The sequence below is a fragment of the Arthrobacter sp. C2 genome (assembly GCA_024207135.1).
Classification (GTDB): domain Bacteria; phylum Actinomycetota; class Actinomycetes; order Actinomycetales; family Micrococcaceae; genus Paeniglutamicibacter.
On sequence record CP042428.1, the window covers coordinates 1,982,502 to 2,004,928 of the forward strand.

General features: G+C 65.7%; 19 protein-coding genes. 9 read left to right on the plus strand and 10 right to left on the minus strand.

Annotated elements, in window-relative coordinates; all coding sequences use genetic code 11:
- Positions 1 to 7: 7 nt before the first annotated feature.
- Genes FPY90_RS09340 through FPY90_RS09355 form a run of 4 tightly spaced genes read right to left on the minus strand, consistent with a single transcriptional unit; the run spans position 8 to position 4,558 of the window.
- Entirely contained in the window at positions 8 to 952 is a 945-nt protein-coding gene (locus tag FPY90_RS09340; protein WP_083410891.1) for an ABC transporter permease, read from the minus strand.
- Positions 949 to 2,103: an ABC transporter ATP-binding protein gene (locus tag FPY90_RS09345; protein WP_071212668.1), complete on the minus strand. Its 1,155-nt coding sequence runs from the start codon at positions 2,101 to 2,103 to the stop codon at positions 949 to 951. The genes FPY90_RS09340 and FPY90_RS09345 overlap by 4 nt, the downstream gene beginning before the upstream one ends.
- 2 nt (positions 2,104 to 2,105) lie before the next feature.
- Positions 2,106 to 3,323, minus strand: a complete 1,218-nt coding sequence (locus tag FPY90_RS09350) for an ABC transporter substrate-binding protein (RefSeq protein ID WP_498685176.1) — start codon at positions 3,321 to 3,323, stop codon at positions 2,106 to 2,108.
- Positions 3,323 to 4,558, minus strand: a complete 1,236-nt coding sequence (locus FPY90_RS09355; protein ID WP_139194682.1) for a polyamine ABC transporter substrate-binding protein — start codon at positions 4,556 to 4,558, stop codon at positions 3,323 to 3,325. Before FPY90_RS09355 ends, FPY90_RS09350 begins: the two co-directional genes overlap by 1 nt.
- 320 nt (positions 4,559 to 4,878) lie before the next feature.
- Between FPY90_RS09355 and FPY90_RS09360 the strand changes: the two genes are divergently transcribed.
- Together FPY90_RS09360 and FPY90_RS09365 are read left to right on the plus strand one after the other, a co-directional pair.
- Positions 4,879 to 5,316, plus strand: a complete 438-nt coding sequence (locus FPY90_RS09360) for an Lrp/AsnC family transcriptional regulator (protein WP_071213195.1) — start codon at positions 4,879 to 4,881, stop codon at positions 5,314 to 5,316.
- Positions 5,313 to 6,728 carry an aspartate aminotransferase family protein gene (locus FPY90_RS09365; protein ID WP_139194648.1) on the plus strand — a complete coding sequence of 472 codons (1,416 nt, stop codon included), beginning with the start codon at positions 5,313 to 5,315 and terminating at the stop codon, positions 6,726 to 6,728. The genes FPY90_RS09360 and FPY90_RS09365 overlap by 4 nt, the downstream gene beginning before the upstream one ends.
- A gap of 110 nt (positions 6,729 to 6,838) precedes the next feature.
- Here the strand turns inward: FPY90_RS09365 and FPY90_RS09370 are convergent, their stop codons facing one another.
- The 3 genes from FPY90_RS09370 to FPY90_RS09380 all read right to left on the minus strand — a co-directional run bounded on the left by FPY90_RS09370 (position 6,839) and on the right by FPY90_RS09380 (position 9,677).
- Positions 6,839 to 8,458 carry an MDR family MFS transporter gene (locus tag FPY90_RS09370; protein ID WP_498685178.1) on the minus strand — a complete coding sequence of 540 codons (1,620 nt, stop codon included), beginning with the start codon at positions 8,456 to 8,458 and terminating at the stop codon, positions 6,839 to 6,841.
- Between the two features lie 261 nt (positions 8,459 to 8,719).
- Positions 8,720 to 9,004 carry a cupin domain-containing protein gene (locus tag FPY90_RS09375; RefSeq protein WP_071212665.1) on the minus strand — a complete coding sequence of 95 codons (285 nt, stop codon included), beginning with the start codon at positions 9,002 to 9,004 and terminating at the stop codon, positions 8,720 to 8,722.
- 265 nt (positions 9,005 to 9,269) lie between these two features.
- On the minus strand, positions 9,270 to 9,677 hold the full coding sequence (locus tag FPY90_RS09380; protein ID WP_071212664.1) for a DoxX family membrane protein: 408 nt from the start codon (positions 9,675 to 9,677) through the stop codon (positions 9,270 to 9,272).
- Positions 9,678 to 9,773: 96 nt separating this feature from the next.
- Between FPY90_RS09380 and FPY90_RS09385 the strand changes: the two genes are divergently transcribed.
- The 3 genes from FPY90_RS09385 to FPY90_RS09395 all read left to right on the plus strand — a co-directional run bounded on the left by FPY90_RS09385 (position 9,774) and on the right by FPY90_RS09395 (position 14,118).
- Positions 9,774 to 10,445: a helix-turn-helix transcriptional regulator gene (locus FPY90_RS09385; protein WP_071212663.1), complete on the plus strand. Its 672-nt coding sequence runs from the start codon at positions 9,774 to 9,776 to the stop codon at positions 10,443 to 10,445.
- 194 nt (positions 10,446 to 10,639) lie between these two features.
- Entirely contained in the window at positions 10,640 to 12,589 is a 1,950-nt protein-coding gene (locus FPY90_RS09390) for an acyl-CoA dehydrogenase family protein (RefSeq protein WP_498685184.1), read from the plus strand.
- 242 nt (positions 12,590 to 12,831) lie between these two features.
- Entirely contained in the window at positions 12,832 to 14,118 is a 1,287-nt protein-coding gene (locus FPY90_RS09395) for a dicarboxylate/amino acid:cation symporter (RefSeq protein ID WP_071212661.1), read from the plus strand.
- Between the two features lie 162 nt (positions 14,119 to 14,280).
- Here FPY90_RS09395 and FPY90_RS09400 read toward each other — a convergent pair whose 3' ends face one another.
- Positions 14,281 to 15,930: a PucR family transcriptional regulator gene (locus tag FPY90_RS09400; protein WP_498685185.1), complete on the minus strand. Its 1,650-nt coding sequence runs from the start codon at positions 15,928 to 15,930 to the stop codon at positions 14,281 to 14,283.
- Between the two features lie 114 nt (positions 15,931 to 16,044).
- Between FPY90_RS09400 and FPY90_RS09405 the strand changes: the two genes are divergently transcribed.
- Positions 16,045 to 17,538 (plus strand): CoA-acylating methylmalonate-semialdehyde dehydrogenase, encoded by a 1,494-nt coding sequence (locus FPY90_RS09405; RefSeq protein ID WP_071212659.1) that lies wholly within the window; start codon positions 16,045 to 16,047, stop codon positions 17,536 to 17,538.
- A gap of 35 nt (positions 17,539 to 17,573) precedes the next feature.
- A complete protein-coding gene (locus FPY90_RS09410) occupies positions 17,574 to 18,944 on the plus strand; it encodes an aspartate aminotransferase family protein (RefSeq protein WP_498685188.1) in 1,371 nt (456 codons plus the stop codon).
- Between the two features lie 68 nt (positions 18,945 to 19,012).
- Here the strand turns inward: FPY90_RS09410 and FPY90_RS09415 are convergent, their stop codons facing one another.
- Complete coding sequence (locus tag FPY90_RS09415) at positions 19,013 to 19,504, minus strand: hypothetical protein (protein WP_498685190.1); 492 nt, start codon at positions 19,502 to 19,504, stop codon at positions 19,013 to 19,015.
- Positions 19,505 to 19,663: 159 nt separating this feature from the next.
- On the opposite strand from FPY90_RS09415, the gene FPY90_RS09420 reads away from it, so the two are divergent.
- Positions 19,664 to 20,140: a hypothetical protein gene (locus FPY90_RS09420; protein WP_498685192.1), complete on the plus strand. Its 477-nt coding sequence runs from the start codon at positions 19,664 to 19,666 to the stop codon at positions 20,138 to 20,140.
- A 123-nt stretch (positions 20,141 to 20,263) separates the two neighbouring features.
- Positions 20,264 to 20,857, plus strand: a complete 594-nt coding sequence (locus tag FPY90_RS09425) for a hypothetical protein (RefSeq protein ID WP_498685194.1) — start codon at positions 20,264 to 20,266, stop codon at positions 20,855 to 20,857.
- A gap of 110 nt (positions 20,858 to 20,967) precedes the next feature.
- Here the strand turns inward: FPY90_RS09425 and FPY90_RS09430 are convergent, their stop codons facing one another.
- A complete protein-coding gene (locus FPY90_RS09430) occupies positions 20,968 to 22,404 on the minus strand; it encodes an aldehyde dehydrogenase family protein (RefSeq protein WP_498685195.1) in 1,437 nt (478 codons plus the stop codon).
- Positions 22,405 to 22,427 lie beyond the last annotated feature (23 nt).

Consider the following 22,427-nt stretch of genomic DNA (forward strand, 5'->3'; position numbering starts at 1 on the left):
AGCCTTCCTAGAACAGTTCCTTGGTGCCAAAGCGTTTGATGTAGATCATGACCAAGGCAAGGATCAGGATCATCAGGATGAAGCTCAACGCCGAGGCGCCGGGGTAGTCGACAACCTTGAAGAAGCGCGAATCAATGATCTGCCCGATCATGGCCGTGTCCCGGTTGTTGCCCAGCAGCGCCGCGTTGACGTAGTCGCCGGCCGCGGGAATGAACGTGAGCAGCGTGCCGGCAAAGACCCCGGGCATCGACAGCGGCAGCGTCACCTTGAAGAAGGTCGTCAGCGGGCTGGCATACAGGTCTCCCGAGGCCTCCAGCAGGTTGGTGTCCAGCCGGTCGAGGTTGGCGTAGATCGGCAGCATCATGAACGGCAGGAAGTTGTAGGTCAGCCCGCACACCACGGCGAAGGCCGTGGCGGTGAGGTGTCCGTCCGCCGGCAGGATCGCGATGGCCCGCAGCACCGTGACCACCGGGCCCTCGTCGGAGAGGATCTGCTTCCAGGCCTGGGTGCGCAGGATGAAGCTGGAGAAGAACGGTGCAATCAGCAGCACCAGCAAGATCCCCTGCATCAGCTGGTGCCCGCGCAGCCGCACCGCCACCAGGTAGGCCATGGGGTAGCCGATGAGCAGGGCCGCGACCGTGGCGATAAGGGCGAAGAAGAACGAACGCAGGAACACGTCCCAGTACGCGCCGATGACCGTGACGTAGTTGCCGAATTCCAGGGCCGGGACGAACTCGCCGATTTCGGCGCCCGGGGGCCTGGCGTAGAGCGACATGCTCAAAAGGACCAGCACCGGCGCCGCGAAAAACAGTGCCAGGACGGCCATTCCCGGAATGATCAGGTACAGCCCGACCCTTCCCTTGCGCCGCTCGGCGGCAAGTTCCTCCTCGCTGCGCAGGTCCACGGTTGCCGGCTTTTTCTTGTTCCGGGGGCGGGATCCGGTGGTGGTCATACCGCGTCCCTCCCCGCGGATGCCTCTTCGGCCCCGTCAAGCCCGAAGGAGAACTCCGGTTCCCAGGTCATGCGCACGGTGTCCCCGCGCTGTGCCGGTGGCTGGCCCATGTTCTGGGAGAACGTCCCGATGGTTCCGATGCCCTGGACCTCCACCAGGTACTCGGTGCTGACCCCGGTGAACGAGGCGTCCAGCACCGTGCCGGTGAGCATGTTGGCGCTGGGCGAGTATTCGTCGGACAGGTTCATGACCCGCATCTTTTCCGGGCGCACCCCCACCACGGCGGCACCGCTGTGGGCCACCGACCGGTCCTTGGGCATGACCAGGCGGTGTCCGGCAGCGTTCACGGCGACGGCGTCCCCGAGGTCCTCGGTCACCGTTCCGTACATGAGGTTTGACTTGCCCAGGAAGTTGGCCACAAAGGCGGTCTTGGGCAGTTCGTACAGGTCGCGCGGGGCACCCATCTGCTCGATCTTTCCCTTGTTCATGACCGCGACGGTGTCGGCCATGGTCATGGCCTCTTCCTGGTCGTGGGTCACGTGGATGAAGGTCAGGCCGACCTCGGTCTGGATGGATTTGAGCTCCACCTGCATCTGCCGGCGCAGCTTCATGTCCAGGGCCCCGAGGGGCTCGTCAAGCAGCAGGACCGCGGGGCGGTTGACCAGGGCACGGGCCAGGGCCACGCGCTGCTGTTGCCCGCCGGAGAGCTGGACCGGCTTGCGCGACGCGAGATGTTCGAGTTCCACCATTTCCAGTGCGGCCTTGGCCCGGGACACCGAGTCCTTGACGCCCTTGCGCTTGAGTCCGAAGGCCACGTTGTCCAGCACGCTCATGTGCGGGAAGAGCGCGTAGGACTGGAAAACGGTGTTGACCTGGCGTTGGTAGGAGGCGAGCTTGGTGACGTCCTGCCCGCCGATGCTGATGGTGCCGCTGGTGGGTTGTTCAAGACCGGCGATCATCCGCAACGTGGTGGTCTTGCCGCAGCCCGAGGGGCCCAAGAGTGCGAAGAAGGTGCCGCTGGGCACGGTCAGGGTCAGGTCGTCGACCGCGGTGAAGTCGGCAAATCGCTTGGTGACGTTGCCCAGGTGAAGGTCCGCCCCCGAGGCTGTCATGGGCTGGGCCTTGCCCTTCAGGGAAGTCGTGGTTGTCATAGTCAGGCACCAATCACTTGCTGGAACATGTTCTGGAACTGGGTTTCTTCCTCCACGCTCATCGCGCGCTCGGTGGAGGAAAGGGAGAGGAATTCCTCGGTCGGGAAGATCAGCGGGTTGTCCACGAGGTCCGGGTCGATCTTTTCCATGGCCTCACGAGCGCCAACCACGGGGCAGACGTAGTTCACGTAGGCCGCTACCTCGGCGGCGACGTCCGGGTCGTAGTAGAAGTCCATGAGCTTCTCGGCGTTGGTCTTGTGCGTGGCACCGATCGGGACCATGAAGTTGTCGCTCCAGATCAGGCCCTTGGCTTCGGGCATCACGAACTCCCATTTGTCGCCCTCTTCGAAGTTCAGCTGGGTGATGTCCCCGGAGTAGACCAGCCCGGCGATCGCATCGCCCGAAATGAAGTCCTGCTTGTAGGAGTTGCCCTTCACCTGGCGGATCTGGCCGTTGGCGATGTTCCTTTCCAGGACGTCCAGCGAGTTCCCGTATTCGTTCTCTCCCCAGTCGCCCTGGATGTCCACGCCGTGGTCGAGCAGCAGCATCGGCATGGTGTCACGCATTTCGTCGAGCACCGTGACCCGGCCCTTGAGCGCCGGATCCCACAGGTCCGAGACGTTTTTCAGGCCCCTCGGGAAGGCCTCCTTGTTCCAGGCCAGCCCGGTGAACCCGGACTGCCAGGTCAAGGACTTCGTGCGCCCGGGATCGAAGCGGACATCGCGCAGCTCGGGCAGCAGGTTCTTGATGTTGGGGATGTTGGCGTGGTCGAGTTCCTGGACGTAGCCCTGGCGGATCAGCCGCTCGGACATCCAGTCGCTGGGGGTGATGATGTCCTGGCCGATGTCCTTGCCGGCGGCCAGCTGGGCCTGGATCTTGCCGTAGTAGGTGTCGTTGGAGTCGATGTCCTCCGCGTACGTGGCGGTGATGCCACTTTCCTTCATGAACCGTTCAAGGGTCGGGTACTTCTTGGTCTCGTCGTCGTAGTCAAGGTACAGCGTCCAGTTGGCCCAGCTGACAAGCTTTTGCTCGCCGGACAGGTCGACTGCGGCGCTGGGGCCGGCGGAGGACTTGGAGCCGGCGGTCCCGCAGGCTGCCAGCAGGCCGGCCAATGCCAGCCCGCCGGCACCGGCCAACACGCCCCTGCGTGAAGCCTGGGCTTCCGCGATCCCGCGCGCGATGCGTCGACGGGAAGAGATCTGACGGTCAGGGCGGGACATTAGGCTCCGATCGCGGTTTGGAACTGGCTGTTGAAGTTGGTTTCTTCCTCGGCGCTCAGCGACCTGAAGACGTGCGCCTTGGCCAGATCGGATTCGGACGGGAAGATCAGCGGATTGTTCATCAGTTCCGGGTCGATCTTTTCCATGGCTTCCTTGGCCCCCTCTACCGGGGAAATGAAGTTCACGTACGCGGCCACCTGGGCGGCGACCTCCGGTTCGTAGTAGTAGTCCATGAGCTTCTCGGCGTTGGCCTTGCGCGGGGAGGCGACCGGGACCATGAGGTTGTCGCTCCACAGGGTTCCGCCCGCATCGGGAAGCACGAACTCCCACTGGTTGTCGTTCTCGAAGTTCATTTGGGTGATGTCACCGCTCCAGACGATCCCGGCGATGGCGTCCCCGGAGATGAAGTCCTCCTTGTAGGAATTGCCCTTCACCTGGCGGATCTGGCCATTGGCGATTTGCTTGGAAAGCACATCGGTGGCCGCAGCGAATTCGGTGTCCCCCCAGGCGCCGGAGATTTCCACGCCGTTGTCGAGCAGCAACAGGCCCATGGTGTCGCGCATTTCATCGAGCACCGTGATCCGGCCCTTGAGGTCCGGGTTCCACAGGTCGGAGACGCTGCGCAGTCCCTTGGGGTACTTGGCCTTGTTGTATGCAATGCCCGCGTAGCCGCTTTGCCAGGTCAGCGAGTTCTTCCGGCCCTGGTCGAAGTCAACGTCCTTCAGGCTCGGCAACAGGTTTTTCATGTTCGGGATGTTGGCGTGGTCCAGTTCCTGGGTGAAGCCCTGGCGGATGACCCGGCCGGCCATCCAGTCGGTCAGGGTCATGATGTCCTGGCCAATGTCTTGGCCCGCGGCCAGCTGCGCCTGGACCTTGCCGTAGTAGGAATCGTTGCCGTCGATGTCCTCGGCGTAATGCGTCTTGATCCCGGTGAGCTTGGTGAAATCCTCGAGCGTTGGATATTTCTTGGTTTTGTCGTCGTAGTCCAGGTACAGGGTCCAGTTGGCCCAGAAGACGTTCTTGTCGCTTTCGGACATGTCCGTCACGGCCGCGGAGGCGCTGGTGGCGCTGCCTCCTCCGCCTCCGGTGCCGCAGGCAGCCAGGAAGGCTGCCAGTCCCAGGCCGCCGGCACCTGCCAGCAACTTGCGGCGCGACAGCTGGATGCGCTGCGCCTGTCCGATCAGGGCCCGGACGGCCGGATCCCGAGGCATTTCGCGCTGGTTCTGGTTGGACATCATCTGGTTCCCCTTCAACTGGCGTTGCATCTTCCCTTGATGAACACTGGGCGATCGTGACGCTCGTCACGCTCAACTCTTGACATGGATCATGTCAGGAATCTTCAAAGCTGACAATAGTTTTCGTTGAGTTGCATTTCAGGAACCACTGAAATCTGCTGTAAAACACCTCTTCCACAACTGATTCCTTCGGGCTATGCTCATTCCCAAGTGGTGGGGCCCAAGCCGCATCCGCGAGCGTGGCCACCCAATTCGTTCGATCAGGAGGTCGATAGGAAGTGACCCAATCCGCACCCAACGGCACATCCAATGGCTTCGTCATGGATGAAACGTCCAAGGCAATCATTGAGCAATTGCAGCAAGACGGGCGGCGTTCATACGCTGCCATCGGCAAGGCCGTGGGCCTCAGCGAGGCAGCCGTGCGGCAGCGGGTCCAAAAACTCGTCGACAGCAAAGTCATGCAGGTAGTGGCGGTCACCGACCCGCTGCAGCTTGGCTTCAAGCGCCAGGCCCTCCTGGGCATCCGATCCACCGGCGACATCATTGCCACCGCCGACAGGATCGCGGCCCTGCCCGAAGTCGACTACTGCGTTGTGGTGGCCGGACCTTCGGACATCATTGCGGAAGTCATTTGCGCCAATGATGAGGACCTGCTTCGTATCATCACAGAAATTCGATCCGTGGAAGGGGTACGTGAAACCGAAACGTTCATGTATCTCTCGCTACGCAAACAGGAATACAACTGGGGTACCCGATGAGCATTTCCAGCACCACTGCAAACACCGCAACGAGCACCACGCCCTTGGGCACCGACCGCCAGGTCGCTGCCAGGGACCACTTGTGGATGCACATGGCACGCCACTCCGTCCTGCAGGAGGGCGGCCGCGTTCCGATCATCACCCGAGGCAAGGGCCATACGCTCTGGGACGACCAGGGCAAGAGCTACATCGACGGGCTTGCAGGCCTCTTTGTCGTCAACGCCGGACACGGCAGGGCCGAACTGGCCGAGGCCGCCGCCAAGCAGGCCGAAAAGCTTGCCTTCATGCCGCTGTGGTCCTATGCGCACGAACCTGCCATCGACCTCGCCGAGCGCCTGGCCAACTACGCACCGGGAGACCTGAACCGCGTCTTCTTCACCACCGGCGGCGGAGAAGCAGTCGAGTCGGCGTTCAAGCTCGCCAAGCAGTACTTCAAGCTGCAGGGCAAGCCCGGCAAGTACAAGGTCATTTCCCGGGCACTGGCGTACCACGGCACCCCGCAGGGCGCCCTGGCCATCACCTCCCTTCCGGACATGAAGACGCCGTTCGAGCCCCTGGTCCCCGGCACGTTCCGGGTCCCGAACACCAACTTCTACCGCGCCCCGGAGCAGTTCGCGGACAACGAGAAGGACTTCGGCTTCTGGGCCGCCGAGCGCATCCGCGAGGCCATCGAGTTCGAGGGCGCCGACTCGGTCGCGGCGGTCTTCCTGGAGCCGGTGCAGAATTCCGGCGGCTGCTTCCCGCCGCCCCCGGGCTACTTCCAGCGGGTGCGGGAGATCTGCGACGAGTACGACGTGCTGCTGGTCTCGGACGAGGTCATCTGCGCCTTCGGCCGCATCGGCTCGATGTTCGCCTGTGACGACTTCGGCTACGTCCCGGACATCATCACCTGCGCCAAGGGCATCACCAGCGGCTACTCGCCGCTGGGCGCCATGATCGCCTCCGAAAGGCTCTTCGAGCCGTTCAAGCACGGGGACACCACTTTCTACCACGGCTACACCTTCGGCGGACACCCCGTGTCCACCGCGGTGGCCATGGCGAACCTGGACATCTTCGAGCGCGAGGGCCTGAACCAGCGGGTCAAGGACAACGCCCCGATCTTCAAGTCGACCTTGGAGAAGCTCAAGGACCTGCCGATCGTCGGGGACGTGCGCGGTGCGGGCTATTTCTACGGCATCGAGCTGGTCAAGGACAAGAAGACCAAGGAGACGTTCAACGACGAGGAGTCCGAGCGCCTGCTGCGCGGATTCCTGTCCACCGCACTCTACGACGCCGGGCTGTACTGCCGCGCCGATGACCGCGGCGACCCGGTCATCCAGCTGGCTCCCCCGCTGACGGTGGGTCCGCCGGAGTTCGACCAAATAGAGTCGATCCTGCGTTCGGTGCTCTCCGAGGCGGAAAACCACTTCTAGGAAAGCAGCGGGAACGGAACGGGGAGGCCGGGACGGTAAAGATATTCACCGCCCCGGCCTCCCGGGCGTTTTTGCGGATGCACCGCCGCTTCTTTTCGCGCGCGGTGCGCCTATCCCTCGTCCGGGGGCACCGCACGATGGCGAGGCGCCGGCCCGGGCCCGGAGCCCGCAACCGTGGCCGGATTCTTCTGCCCGTCGCGCTCGATGGAGGTGGCCAGGGGCTTTTCCCTCAGGAACACCAGCACGATCGCGGCGGCAATCACCAACGGGACCATGTAGAGGAACACCGGAGTCAGCGCATCGCTGTAGGCCCCGACAATGATGTGGCGGATCCCCTCGGGCAGGGAGCGCACCAGGTCCGGGGTGAACGAGTTGGAATCGCCCTGCGGGCCGGCACCTGCGGCCGGCATCCGCTCGGTGAGCAGGTCACCCAGATTCGTGACGAAGACGCTGCCGACCACGGCCGTGCCGATCGAGGCACCGATCTGCCGGAAGTAGTTGTTGGCCGCCGTGGCCATGCCCACCTGCGAGTTGGGAAAGGTGTTTTGCACGATCAACACCAGGATCTGCATTCCCAGCCCGAGCCCGACGCCCATCAGCGCGAGGTAGCAACAGATGATCCACACCTGGAGGTCTGCATCCATGGTCGAGAGCAGGGCCAGCGCCCCGGCGACCACGAGCGTGCCCACCACGGGAAACCACTTGTAACGCCCGGTCTTGCTCACGAAGGCGCCGGAACCAATGGAGGTCACCAGCAGCCCGCCCATCATAGGGATCATCAGCAAACCAGCCTGGGTGGCATTGGCCCCGGTGACCATCTGCAGGAACGTCGGAAGGTAGGCCAGCGCCCCGAACATGGCCACCCCGATGACCAGGCCGGCCAGGGTGGTCCGGATGAAGTTGGGCTCCCTGAACAACTTCATGGACATGATGGGGGCCTGGGCCCGCCGTTCCACCAGCACGAACAGCACCGCGGCGGCCAGCGTGAGTCCCATGAGGAAGAGCACCATGGCCGAATCCCACGCGTAGGTGGTCCCACCCCAGGTGGTGGTCAGCACCAACGCCGTGGAGGCCACCGCCAGCAGCAGCATGCCGCCGACATCCACCCGCGGCCGCTCCCCGGCGGCAGTCTCGGGAAGGTGGAGGAAGAACAGCGCCGCAACCAAGGCCATGATGCCCAGCGGGATATTCATCCACAGGCACCACCGCCACGTCACTTCCTCGGTGAACCAGCCGCCCAGCAACGGGCCCGCCACGGAGGACAGCGCGAAGACCCCGCCCATGATGCCCATATACTTGCCGCGCTCGCGGGCCGGAACCACGTCGGCGATGATCGCCTGGGAGAGCACCATCAGCCCGCCGCCGCCCAGCCCCTGGATGCCGCGCCCGGCAATCAACCACGCCATGTCCGGGGCAAAGCCTCCCACGATCGACCCGGCGATGAACAGGCTTATGGCGCCCATGAAGATGCCCTTGCGGCCCACCAGATCGCCCATCTTCCCGTAAATCGGCAGCGTGATGGTGGACGCCAAGATGTATATGGTGATGACCCACAGCATTTCGTTGACGCCGTTGAGTTCACCGACGATCGTTGGCAGTGCGGTGGAGAAGATCGTTTGGTCCAAGGAGGCCAACAGCATCGTCATGACCAGGCCGGCAAAGACCAGCAGGATGTTGCGGTGTTGTTTTTGCTCTTCGGTGCGTTCAGCGCGTGCCGCTGGAATCGTCATTGGAAGGCATTCCGTTCGTTGCAAGAACCGCGTGCCCCAAAGGTTCGCATCGCGGACCCGCGTTGCACCGGCGTTGTTGTGGTTGGTCTTCTTGCACGGGACGGGACTACGGAAAGTGTCGCGGTGCCTCCGACCGCGACTTTCGGTTCATTGCGCTGTTCATGCATCCAATGGGTGTGCGGGGCATTCTTCCATGGTGGCAGTCCGGCTTCGTGGAAACAATGACCGTCGCCCGCTACACAGCAGGCATACAGGAAGACACTATTTGAGCTCGATTTCCACGAACACGAATTCGGTATCCGCATCGTTGACGACGTTGTGCTCGCTTCCGGCTGCACGGGTGTAGGACACCCCGGCAGTGAGTTTGTTCCGGGCTGTGCGGTCACTGGCCTCAAGCAGCAGTTCACCGGTGTCCATGGGCACGACGACGTAGTCGGTCGGGTGGATGTGCCACCCGGTTTCGGTGCCGGGCGGGAATCGCCACTCGGTCACCCGGACACGATCGTTGTCGATTTGCACGGTGGCGGTGGCTGCGGTTCGCTTCATGAAGGTTCTTGCCCTTTTCGTTGGCGGCGTGGGCCTGGTTGGCGTTGCCTGGGGTCCCGGAGGAGTCCTGCGGTCGGGTTCTGGCCCATCGTCGCATCTCGCTCCGGCATCGGGCAACAGCACAGCCAAAGGCTACCGGGCACCTTCGTTCAGCAAACCGCCCCTTCGATCCCGTGCAAAAAAGAAGCAGCGGTCCGGTGAACGAGTCTTCTTCGTCCACCGGGCCGCCACAATGTCGGTGTCGTGCCGCCGGGGGCCAACCAACCTAAACGTCTCGCGCCAACGCCAGACGGTTCAGGGCAAATGCGGCCACCAGCAGGCCGAAGTCGCGAAGGGCCACGTCGAAGAACCCCGGCAGGATGATGAGGTTCACGATGATTCCCAGCAGCCAGAGGCAAACGACCAAGGAACCGATCTTGGGGCGAAGTGCCACAAGGATGCCGGCGATGATTTCGACGACGCCGACCGCATACATGAAAACCTGCGGGCTGACCGGGATGATGTCGGTGGCCAAGGGAGCCAGGTAGTGCGTCCAGTCGGTCAGCAGGTTGGTGAACTTGTCGAGCCCGAAGACGATGGGTGCGACGGTGAAGATCGTGCGCAAAACGAAGAACGCCTGGTGATGAAGCTGGACGCTTCTCTCGGCCGCGGTGTTCACGGTGTGGGTGGCCATGATCTCGACCCTTCCTTCTAAAGTGGTGATATTTAACTTTAGAAACACCACCCCCTCTAAGTCAACAGTTGCTAACTTTAGATTTAGACTGGAGCCATGAGGTTTCAAGCAAGGGATCAAGGGCTCAATGCCGTGGCTGCCTTGGCCGATCCGGTACGCAAGGCAGTCTATGAATTCGTGCGCACCAGTGAGACTGCCGTGGGACGCGACGAATGCGCCTCGGCCCTCGAACTTCCACGCAACACCGTCGCGTTCCAGCTGGACAAGCTCGCAGACCAAGGACTCCTTTCCGTGGAGTTTCGGCGACTCAACGGAAAGGGCGGGCCGGGGTCGGGGCGCCCGGCAAAGCTTTATGCGGCCACCCGGATCGACGTATCCGCAAGCATTCCGCACCGGGAATACGCGTTGGCCGCGAATATCATGGCCAGTGCCATCGATCGGGCCGGCACCGAGAACCGGCCCGTTGCACCTGTGTTGGCCGAGGTGGCACGCGAAGCCGGTCGGTCAATTGGTGCACATGCCGGCTCGCTGACGCAGGCTTTGGCAGACCACGGCTACCGACCCGAAGAACGTGAGGACGGCTCCATCGGCCTGCTGGACTGCCCGTTCCACCAGCTCTCGGCCAGCCACCGCACCACCGTATGCACCATGAACTTCGAGTTGCTCACGGCCGCGGTCGACGGCGCCAACGCGCCGTACCGCGCATGCTTCGACCCACCCACGAACGAGCACCACTGCTGCGTGCGGCTCGACCCGCACGAGGTGTAGCCGCGCAGCGGGCCCGTGCGCCGATCCTTTCCGTTGCTCCGCGACCCGCTCGAGCTCCGGTGCCCCTTGGCGGCCCGCGTCGCACCTCGCCAAGGCCCCTATCGGCAACCGGGCGCCGCGGCTAGGCTGGCATCAATACGCCAGGGCCTGTAAGTCCCCGTGTCGGGCCCTTTGTTTTCGACAAAGGAAGCACCATGAGCATTGATGAACAGCATTCCGGTGAACGCGTCGATGAGAAGGTTGCACGCCAGGTGGCCGAAGCCGCCCGCGAGCAGCAGTGGGAGAGGCCCAGCTTCGCCAAGGGCCTGTACATGGGCGACTTCGACTGGGGCCTGATCCACCCGCATCCGCAACCCGACCCGGAGGCCGCAGCGCGCGGCACGGCCTTCATGGCACGGCTGCGCGAGGCCATCAAGGACCTCGACACCGGTGCCATCGAACGCGAGTCCCGGATCCCCGACGAGATCATCCGGGCACTGCGCGAGGTCGGCGCATTCGGCATGAAGATCCCGGTGGAATACGGCGGGCTCGGCCTTGATTTGGCCGACTACGGCCGGGCCCTGATGCTGGTGGGCACGCTCAACCCCAGCCTCGGTGCGCTGCTCTCTGCCCACCAATCCATCGGCGTTCCCGAGCCTGTGAAGATGTTCGGCACCGAGGAGCAAAAACGGGCCTTCCTGCCCCGCTGCGCAGCCGGGTCCATCTCGGCATTCCTGCTGACCGAAAACGATGTCGGCTCCGACCCCGCACGCCTGGGCACCACGGCAACCCTTTCGGCGGACGGCACCAGCTACACCCTCAACGGGGCCAAGCTCTGGACCACCAACGGGGTGGTCGCCGAGCTGCTCGTGGTCATGGCAGCGGTCCCGCCCCACGAGCTGCCCGACGGCAGCAAGTCCAGGGGCGGAATCAGCGCCTTCGTCGTGGAGGCCGACTCCCCCGGCATCATCGTGGAAAACCGCAATGCCTTCATGGGGCTGCGCGGCATCGAAAACGGCGTGACCCGCTTCCGCGACGTGGTGGTCCCCGTCGAAAACCGCCTGGGCAAGGAAGGCGCGGGTCTCAAGATCGCCCTGAGCACCCTGAACACCGGACGCCTGTCCATCCCGGCCATGTGCGCGGGGGCCGGGAAGTGGTCCCTGAAGATCGCCCGCGAATGGTCCAACGCGCGCATCCAGTGGGGCAAGCCGGTCGGGGAACACGAGGCGGTCGGCAAGAAGATCGCTTACATCGCCGCCAACACCTTCGCCCTCGAGGCGGTCTTTGAGCTTTCCGCCGCCCTGGCCGATGCCGGGATGAAGGACGTGCGCATCGAGGCCGCCCTGGCCAAGCTCTTCTCCTCGGAGGTCTCCTACAAGATCGCCGACGAGCTGCTGCAGATCCGCGGCGGACGGGGCTACGAAACCGCAGCCTCGCAGCAAGCACGCGGGGAGCGCGCGGTACCCGTGGAGCAACTGCTGCGGGATCTGCGGATCAACCGGATCTTCGAGGGGTCCACCGAGATCATGCACCTGCTCATCGCCCGCGAGGCTGTCGATGCCCACCTGAAGGCCGCCGGGGACTTGGCCAACAAGGACGCGGACCTGCAGGCGAAAGCCAAGGCAGCCATGGGCGCTTCCGGATTCTATGCCAAGTGGCTGCCGACCCTGGCGGTCGGTTCCGGGCTGCTGCCCCATTCCTATTCGGACCACGGCAGGCTGGCCAAGTACCTGCGCTTCATCGAGCGGGCCTCGCGGCGCCTGGCACGGCACACGTTCGCCGGCATGGCCACCTGGCAGGCCGGCATGGAAAGCCACCAGGCATTCCTGGGCCGGGTCGTGGACCTGGGCGCCGAGCTCTTCGCCATGGCCGCCTGCATCTCCCGGGTCGAGCTCATGCGCACCCAGGACCCGGCAAACGCGGCCTCGGCCGAGCTGCTGGCCCTGGCCTTCTGCGAACAATCCGAGCACCGCTGCGAAACCCTGTTCCGCGACCTGTGGGCCAACAGCGACAAGACCGACCGGAAGCTCTCCAAGAAGGTCCTTGCCGGCGACTTCACCTGGCTGGAATCCGGAATCCTCGATCCTTCCGAGGGGACCGGGGAGTGGATCGCTCCCTGGTCGACCGAGACGTTGCCCGATCGGCGGCGACCCTACGGGGCCTAGACGCGGAGGCCGCGCCCCGGCGGCACGGCACGGTTTCCCCCGGGGCTTGCTTTCTCGGGTTCCCCGTGCCGCCGTCGATCCGCCCCGGACGCCGCGGGGCCCGCCTCCGCCGCGGGCGGGAGGGGCACGGCCCGTGGATTTCGAGTAATGGCCCGCACAGCCTACGATTGCTGAGGCGTGACCAGCGCCACCTCCATGTTTCGCATACCCGCGGCACTCGTTTCCGTCACCTTGAGGACCCCATGAATTTCCTGAAATCGATCCCCCTGCTCGGCTGGATCATCGTAGCCATCGTCCTGGGCATCCTGACCGGCCCGATCATGCCCGAGTGGCTCGGCGGGGCGTTCCTGACCTACAACTCGATCTTCTCCGGGTTCCTCGGCTTCATCGTGCCGCTGATCATCCTGGGCCTGGTCATGCCGGCCATCGCCGAGCTCGGCAAGGGCGCCGGCAAGTGGCTCGGTGCCACCGCCGCAATCGCGTACGGTTCCACCATCATCGCGGGGCTGCTCGCGTACTTCGTGAGCCGTTGGCTGTTCACCCCGTCGCTGGCCGGTGGCGGGCTGGAGGAGCTGGGCGACGAGTCGGGTTCCGGATTCACCCCGTACATCACAATTGTTGGCAGCGCCAGCGACTCGGCCACCGAGATCGTGCTGCCGCCGGTAATCGACGTGATGAGCGCACTGGTCCTCGCCTTCGTGATCGGAGTCGGATTGACCGCCTTCCACTCCAAGGTGCTCTTCCGCGGAGCCGTCGAGTTCCGCACCATCGTAGAGTCCGTGATCCGTCGGATCATCGTTCCGGCACTGCCGCTGTTCATCTTCGGCATCTTCATGGATCTTTCGGCCAGCGGCTCGGCGGTCACCATCGTCACCAAGTTCCTGCTCGTTGCCGTGGTGTCATTCACGCTGTGCCTCGTCGTGTTGCTCATCCAGTACTCGGTGGCAGGTGCCATGACTGGCCAAAATCCCCTGAAGGCGCTGTGGAACATGCGCGATGCCTACTTCACGGCCCTGGGCACCTCCTCCTCGGCCGCGACGATCCCGGTGACCCTCGAATCGACCAAGAAGAACGGCGTCTCCAACTCGGTTGCCGGCTTTGTGGTTCCGCTGTGCGCCACCATCCACCTCTCCGGCTCGATGGTCAAGATCACCTGCTTCTCCATCGCGGTGCTGCTGCTCACCGGCGGGGACGTCACCTTCGGGGCGTACCTGCCCTTCATCCTGATGCTCGGCGTCATGATGATCGCGGCCCCCGGCGTTCCCGGTGGCGCGATCGCCGCCGCAGCCGGCCTGCTGGCACAGATGCTCGGCTTCGGCGAGGTCGAGGTGGGCCTCATGTTCGCCGCGTACATCGCGCTGGACAGCTTCGGCACGGCGACCAACGTGACCGGCGACGGCGCCATCGCCCTGATCATGAACAAGCTCACCCGCGGACACCTGGGCACGCAGGCACAGGACCCGGCGGACGAAAACATCGAGGCCGCCGAGGGCAGCAAGCTCGAAGAGCACGCCCTGCCGAGCAACTAAGACCTACCCGGCCGGCGTCGTCAGACGACGCCGGCCACGTGCATCCCCGCTGAAGGTGATGCAAGGAAGGCCGTCCGGACCACCGCGCAAGTCGCGGCCCGGGCGGCCTTGCCCGTTCCGCGGGAATGGAGCCCGCCAACCGGTGGCCCCGTGGCGGGCCGGCTACTTCGCGCCCAAGCCGAGCCAGAGCAGTGCCACGTGCAGGGAGGTGCGCGACTCGGCATCCTCCAGGCTGACCCCGAGCTTGTCCTCAAGCTTCTCCAGCCGCGCATAGAGCGCCGGGCGGCTCAGGAACCCGGTGCGGGCCAGCGCCGACTTGTTTCCGCCGTGCTTCAGGTACAGGCCGAGCAGCTCGAGCGCGGGCTCGTCGGGCGGGTCCAGGATCCCGGCCAGCTCGGCCTCGGCGAAGGATTTCAGCCGTGCATCCTCGCGCATCAAGGCCAGCAATCCACGCAGGCGCACATCGGCAAAGCGATAGAAGGGCCGCGCGCGGGTGTCGAAGGTCGCCACGGTCTCGGCGACCTGGATCGCTTCCTCCAGCCCGTGCGCGGCCTCCTTCACGCCGCGCCGTCCCCGGCCCACGCCCACCGACCAGTCGATGGCGGGCTGGCCCTGGGCCAGTTGCCGGCAGATCCGCTCCAGCAGCGGTTCCTCAAGCTGCTTGGCCCCAACGCCCAGCACCATGCCGACCTGGCCGCTTTGCAGGGACGCGGCCAGCGCGGTGGACCTGGTGGAATCCACCACGGCGTTGATCGCATCCAGCAGGGCCCGCTCGCGCAACTGCACGCCGGTGGGCGTCTGCCCGCGGTGCTTGTCGAGCCGGAACACCACCGGGACGTAATGCGGGGATTCCACCAGCCCGAGCGCCTGCGCCCGGATCAGCACCTCCTCGGCACCCAGGGCGTGGGGCTGGCGCAGTTCGTGCAGCAGCCCGGCCCGGGCCTGGTGCAGCAATTCCTTCTGGTCCCGCCCGGCCAGACGGGCAATCGACAGGGTCTGCCCGGCGCGTTCGAGAACCATGGCCGCGTCCGAGTCGTTGCCCGGTTCCCCGGGAACCACCAGCCGGCCCCAGCGTTGGCCCTGGATCCCCACCGGGGTTTGCAGCCAGTTTTCCTCCCCCATGCCGCGTCCGGTGGATTCCAGGTAGCCGACCCGGCGCGAGCGCTCGGGCCAGTGCGCCAGCAACCCGGCATCCGGCCGCGGCCCGGGGTCGAAGCCCAGGACCAGGTGCGCCACGTCCTCGAGGACGACGGGGGCGCCGATGAGTTCCGCGGCGCGCGCCACGATCCCTTCCTCGGTGGCGTTTTGCAGGCTCAGCGCCGTGAAGACCTCGTGGATCATCCGCGAGCGCTCCAGGGCGGCGAGCTGGTCGGAGACCAGCATCCGGTGCACCACCTCGGTGATCTCGACGAACCTGACCCTCCGGTGCAGCAGCACCACCGGGAATTCACTTTGCGCGGCCACCCGGCGCAGGGCCTCGATGGCCGGGGAGCGCTGGGCGGCCGGCGAGGCGACCAATTCGACGATGATCCCCGCGGCCCCGGCCCGGCGCACCTGGTCCAGGAACTCGGCGACCCCGCTGCCGGTATCCCCGAAGGTCATGCCGGTGGTCAACACCAGTTCCCCTCCGGACAGCAGGTTCGCCAGCTGCGGGGTCTCGGCCACGTGCACCCAGCGCACCGGGCTCTGAAGCAATGAGGATCCTCCCAGGACCTCCGGCTCCCCCGCGGCGACGGCGGGCAATTCAAGGATCCGGGCGATGCTCAGCGTCCCGGCCACGGCCGGATGCGGGTGGGTGTTCAGGGGACTCATGAACAGAGTGTAATGCTTTTACACCAAGAGGTTACATGTTGCCAGTGTTGTGGGTGTGTCCCGGACGACACAATGGAGGCAACAACATCTCCGTCTTGAAAGGACACCACCTCCGTGGAAACCCTCGCACACTGGTCCAACGGCACCACCCTCGAAGCACCCGCCGACTCCCGCTACGCCGACGTCATGAACCCCGCCACCGGCGAGGTCTCCTCCCGCGTGGCGCTGGCCAGTGCCGACACCACCGCCGAGGTCATCGCAGCGGCGCACGCCGCCTTCCCGGCCTGGCGCGACACCTCGCTGACCCGCCGCGCCAACATCCTGTTCAACTACCGCGAGCTGCTCAACAAGCGCAAGGGAGAGCTCGCGGCGATCATCACCGCCGAGCACGGCAAGGTGCTGGACGATGCCATGGGAGAAATCGCCCGCGGCCAGGAAGTCGTCGAGTACGCCTGCGGCATCCCGCACCTGGTCAAGGGCGGCTACACGGAGAACGCCTCCACCAAGATCGATGTCCACTCGATCCGCCAGCCACTGGGCGTCTCGGCGATCATCTCCCCCTTCAACTTCCCGGCCATGGTCCCGATGTGGTTCTTCCCCATCGCCATCGCCGCGGGCAACACCGTGGTGCTCAAGCCCAGCGAGAAGGACCCGACCGCCGCCATCTGGATGGCCGAGCTCTGGAAGGAAGCAGGACTTCCGGATGGCGTGTTCAACGTGGTCAACGGCGACAAGGAGTCGGTCGATGTCCTGCTGACCGACCCGCGTGTCTCCTCGGTCTCCTTCGTGGGTTCCACCCCGATCGCCCAGTACGTCTACGCCACCGGCACCGCGCACGGCAAGCGCGTCCAGGCCCTGGGCGGGGCCAAGAACCACATGCTGGTGCTCCCGGATGCGGACCTGGACCTGGCGGCCGACGCCGCCGTCAACGCCGGTTTCGGCGCCGCCGGCGAGCGCTGCATGGCCATTTCCGCGATCGTCGCCATCGACTCGATCGCCGATACGCTGGTCGCCAAGATCGCCGAGCGCACCGCCACCCTGCGCGTGGGCGACGGCACCCGCGGCTGCGACATGGGCCCGCTGGTCACCGCCGCGCACCGCGACAAGGTCGCCGGCTACATCGACGCCGGCGAGGCGGCGGGAGCCACCATGGTGCTGGACGGGCGCAAGGTCACCCCGGATGCCGACGGGGCGGGCTTCTTCCTGAACCCGACGCTCTTCGACAACGTCACCACCGACATGTCCATCTACACCGACGAGATCTTCGGCCCCGTGCTCTCGGTGGTGCGCGTAGACTCCTTCGACGAGGGCATCGAGACCATCAACGCCAACGAGTTCGGCAACGGCACCGCGATCTTCACCAACGACGGAGGCGCCGCCCGCCGCTTCGAGAACGAGATCCAGGTCGGCATGGTCGGCATCAACGTCCCCATTCCGGTGCCGATGGCCTACTACTCCTTCGGCGGCTGGAAGAACTCGCTCTTCGGCGACACCCACGCCTACGGCGCCGAGGGCATCAACTTCTTCACCCGCGGCAAGGTCGTCACCTCCCGCTGGCTCGACCCGAGCCACGGCGGCCTGAACCTCGGCTTCCCGCAGAACGCCTAAGCGACAAGCACAGAATCCAGAAAGGGACTACTCCCATGAGCACTTCCGTGAACACCGAGATCACCGCGGAGCAGATTGCCGCCGGCAAGGTGGCCCACGACCTGGACCGCGAGCATGTCTTCCATTCCTGGCAGGCCCAGGGCCCCTTCGATCCGATGACCATCATCAAGACCGAGGGCTCCTGGATCTGGGACGGGGAGGGCAACAAGCTTCTTGACCTTTCCTCGCAGCTGGTCAACACCAACATCGGCCACCAGCACCCCAAGGTCGTCGCGGCCATCCAGGCGCAGGCGGCAGACATCTGCACCATCGCCCCGCAGTACGTCAACGACGCCCGTTCCGAGGCGGCCCGGCTGATCGCGGAGCTGACCCCCGGGGACCTGAACAAGATCTTCTTCACCAACGGCGGCGCCGACGCCAACGAGCACGCCATCCGCATGGCCCGCGTGCACACCGGCAGGCACAAGGTCCTCTCGGCCTACCGCAGCTACCACGGCGGCACGCACTTGGCGGTGAACGTCACCGGCGACCCGCGCCGCGTGGCCTCGGACAACGCCACCGACGGCGTCGTGCACTTCTTCCCGGCCTACCCGTACCGCTCCTACTTCAACTCGACCACCGAGGCCGAAGAGACCCAGCGCGCACTGCGCCACCTTGAAGACACCATCGTGCTCGAGGGCCCGGGCAACATTGCCGCGCTGATCCTCGAATCGATCCCGGGCAGCTGCGGCATCTACGTGCCGCCGGCCGGCTACATGGAAGGCGTGCGCGAGCTGACCCGCAGGCACGGCATCGTCTTCATCGCCGACGAGGTCATGGCCGGCTTCGGCCGCGCCGGAAAGTGGTTCGCCGTGAACCACTGGAATGTGACCCCGGACCTGCTCACCTTCGCCAAGGGCGTGAATTCCGGCTACGTTCCCCTGGGCGGGGTGGCGATCTCGGATGCCATCTTCGAGACCTTCCGCGACCGCGCCTACCCGGGCGGCCTGACCTACTCGGGCCACCCGCTGGCCTCCGCCGCCGTCGTGGCAACCATCAACGCCATGAAGGACGAGGGGATGGTGGAAAACGCCGCACGCCTGGGCTCCGACATCATCGGCCCGGTGCTGGAAGAACTCAAGGCCAGGCACCCGTCGGTGGGCGACGTGCGCGGCACCGGCTGCTTCTGGGCCGTCGAGCTGGTCACCAACCGCGAAACCCGCGAACCCATGGCTCCCTACGGCGGTTCCTCCCCGGCCATGGCCGCGGTGACCGCGGCGTTGAAGTCCGGCAGCGTGCTGCCGTTCGTGAACTTCAACCGCGTCCATGTGGTTCCGCCGCTGAACATCAGCGACGAGGACCTGCGCGCGGGTCTTGCGATCCTGGACGAGGCGCTCACGGTCGCCGACGGATTCGTCGAGGCATAGACGCATCCGCAGTGCCAACGTTGGCCGTGTCCCGCGGAAGGAATTCCGCGCGGCACGGCCAACCCTCGTCAAGCGGCGGGGCCGGGCCGCCCCGCCTGCTGGGTCACGAGCACCTGCCAGAGCTGCCGTTCCCTGGCATCGATGGCGATGAACAGCTTGCGGGGGGACTCGTTCCGGAAGGAATCGAGCCTGACCTCGTTTGGTTCGAAGTCCTCGCAGCGGGCCCCATAGCTTCTGCCGTCGCTGAAGGTGATGTCGATGGGGCCGAACCCGTCGCAGGTCCAGTGCACCGTCGTTTCCCCCGGGCCCAGCCAGAAGCTGCCCTTGGCCGACCCTCGGTAGCCGGACATCCGGGTTACGACCGCTTCCCCCTTCCCCGGCAGCAGCCTGCGGATTTCCGGCAGTGGTGCCGGTTCCGCCCGCTGGCTGGGCTGCAGCGTCGGCCCGGCACCGTCCCGGGGACCGGGGACCTGGTCGGTCAACTGCATGCATCCGGCCAACAGGACGCCGAGCACCAGCAAGCCCAGTGCCCGGGCCGTTCCGCCTTGGCCCCTGTGCATCATGCTGCTCCATCCGGGTCGGTTCACCGGCGAGCTAAGGGTGGCCCCGCGCCGGAATCCCGCCCCTGCAACGAGCCTAGAACAGTATCCGGCCGACCGGAACGGCAATACGCCCAAAGGTCGATGCGGCACGCTCAAATGCCTTGTTAGTCTGGGGACATGTACCAGCCAGTGGATTTCGCCAGCCCGCAGCTCCACCTCGCCGTGGCCGGGATCATCCTCGTGTTTGCCATTCCCATGGGCATCCACGCACTGGTGCGCTGGCGCAAGTTCCGCAAGGACCCTCCCCAGCAACAGACCTACGCGCGGCGCAGGGACATGGGCATCGAATCGGGTGTCGCCGCCCTCGGGCTCATCGCTGCCCTGGTGCTCACCGGCATGTTCGGCGCCGGGTGGAAGCAATCCGAAAAGAATCTCGTGGCCAACGTCGAAACCCGCTATGTCGTGTCCGACGTGGTGATGACCGGCTGGAACGGCTCGGCGGCCCTGGTCGACCTGGTGGACGCCAACGGCGTTGCGGCCACGGGGATCGAGGTGTCCTTCGACGCCGTGGGTGCACCGGTCCTGCGCGATGCGGCATTCGGGCTGGACCCGAAGCATGCCGTCGAACACGCCCTGGAGCTGCGCCGGGGCTGAGCGAATCGGTACCTTGGTCCCGTCGGGGGCCGGGGCTCTCCACCCCAGGTCCTGGTCGGATGCCCGAAACCTGCGCCCGGCCTCCGATGCGCGCAAGCCCTGCGGCTTCGTAGGCTCGAAGCCATGACACAGACAACGCCTTCTTCTCCCTCCGCATGCCTAAGCCCCAAGGCCGTCTTCCTGGCCTCCGCCACGGTCCTGGCGGCCCTGGCGCTCACCGGGTGCAGCGCCCTGGGAATCGAGTCCACGTACGACAAGAGCTCCAGCCATGACTTCGCCACCGGGGCCGAGGGAAAGGAAAAGAAGGTCGTTCCGTCCTGGGTTCCCGACGAAGCGACGAACCTCAAGGAGGTTGTGCGCACCACGGGCAACGAGCGCATCCTGCGCATGGAGTTCGGCGGCGCGCTGCCGGAAAGCTGTGCCTCGATCGCGGAGACCGGCAAGCCCAGTGAGGCCGAGCTGTCGGCGGGGCTGGACGCCGAGGATCCGGCAGCCGCCCAGGAACTCGCCGAACGTGTGGAATCCCAGTACCAGACGCCCCTGCTGGCGGCGGACTGGTGGCCCACCGGCCAGGAGGGAAAGACCACGCACCTGTGCGGGAAGTGGTGGGTGTCCCAGGAAGGCGGCCACCTCAGCGCCTACACTCCGGAACTCAAGGGCATCGCCGAGAAGGTGATCGCCGAGCAGGCCAAGGCGCAACGCGCCAAAGGCGGCTAGCCACCGACCAACGCCGCAGCGGTCGTGGCGACGCGCACACAAGGGGCCGGGGTGGGGAGCTCCCGCCTGCTGACGCGCTTCCCTGCCCCGACCCCTTGTGCTGGTCGGAACTAGCCGTTGATCACCTGCGGCTGGCCCAGGGCCTTGAGCCCGTCCACCCCGAATTCCACGCCGTAGCCGGAGGACTTGGCCCCGCCGAAGGGAATCCGCGGATCCACGCCGCCGTGGCTGTTGATCCACACGGTACCGGCCTGCATGCGCGCTGCAACGGCACGGGCCGCCTCGCGGTCGCCGGACCACACGGAGGCACCCAGGCCGACATCGAGCCCATTGGCGAGTTCCAGGGCCTGCTCGATCGAGTCGACCTTGACGATCGGCAGGACCGGGCCGAACTGCTCCTCGACGACCAGCGGGTTGTCGGTGGCGATGTCCGCGATCAGCGTGCTGGGGTAGAAGTAGCCCGGCTGGTCCGCCTGCGGGTTGGCGCCGAGCAGCACGCGCGCACCGGATTCGGTGGCCTTGTCCACCAGTGCGGCGACGATGTCGTACTGGGCCTTGTTCTGCAGCGGCCCCAGCACGTTGGCCTCGTCCAGGCCCACGCCCATCGGCATGTTCCTCGCGACCTCGACCAACGCCGCACAGACCTCATCGTAGATGTCCTTGTGCACGTAGAGGCGCTTGAGCGCCGCACAGGTCTGGCCGGTGTTGATGAACGCGCCCCAGAACAGGTTCTCGGCGATGGCCTTGGGGTCCACGTCGGGCAGCACGATGCCGGCATCGTTGCCGCCCAGTTCCAGGGTCAGCCGCTTCACGGTGTCGGCCGAGGACCGGATGATGGCCTTGCCGGTGGCGGTGGAGCCGGTGAACATGACCTTGTCGACGTCCTGGTGGGTGCTCAGCAGCTGGCCGACGTCGCGGCCGCCGGCGACCACGTGCAGCACGCCGGCCGGGAGCACCTGGTTGATGACGTGGCCCAGGGCCAGCACGCTCAGCGGGGTGTATTCGCTGGGCTTCATCACCACGGTGTTGCCCATGCGCAGGGCCGGGGCCAGCTGCCAGACCGAGATCATCATCGGCCAGTTCCACGGGCCGATGGCACCGACGACGCCGAAGGGGCGGTAGTGCATCTCCGCGTAGGTGGTTCCGTCGTCAACGAGCACCTCGGCCTCGAGGTCGAAGGCGGCTGCGGCGCGCAGCCAGGCTGCCGCGCCCCCGACCTCGAAGCGGGCGTTCGGGCCGTTCAGCGGCTTGCCCTGCTCGCGCGAGAGCAGGTGGGCCAGCGCCTCGGCATTTGCCTCGATGGCGTCGGCGGCCCGGTTCATCAGGGCGCGGCGTGCCTCGTGGCCCAGTCCGTCCCATTCCGGCTGTGCCGCACGGGCAGCGGCGATGGCGGCCTCGAGGTCCGCGACCTCGTGTTCCGGTGCGCGGCCCACCAGTTCGCCGGTGGCCGGGTCGAGGATTTCGCGCCCGCCGGTGGCCGGCTGGATGGCTTCCAGCAATTGCTCAGCGGTGGCGTAGCTGGCGACGGTGTTGGTTTCGGTGCTCATGGTTCGTTTCCTTTTCTTGTCTC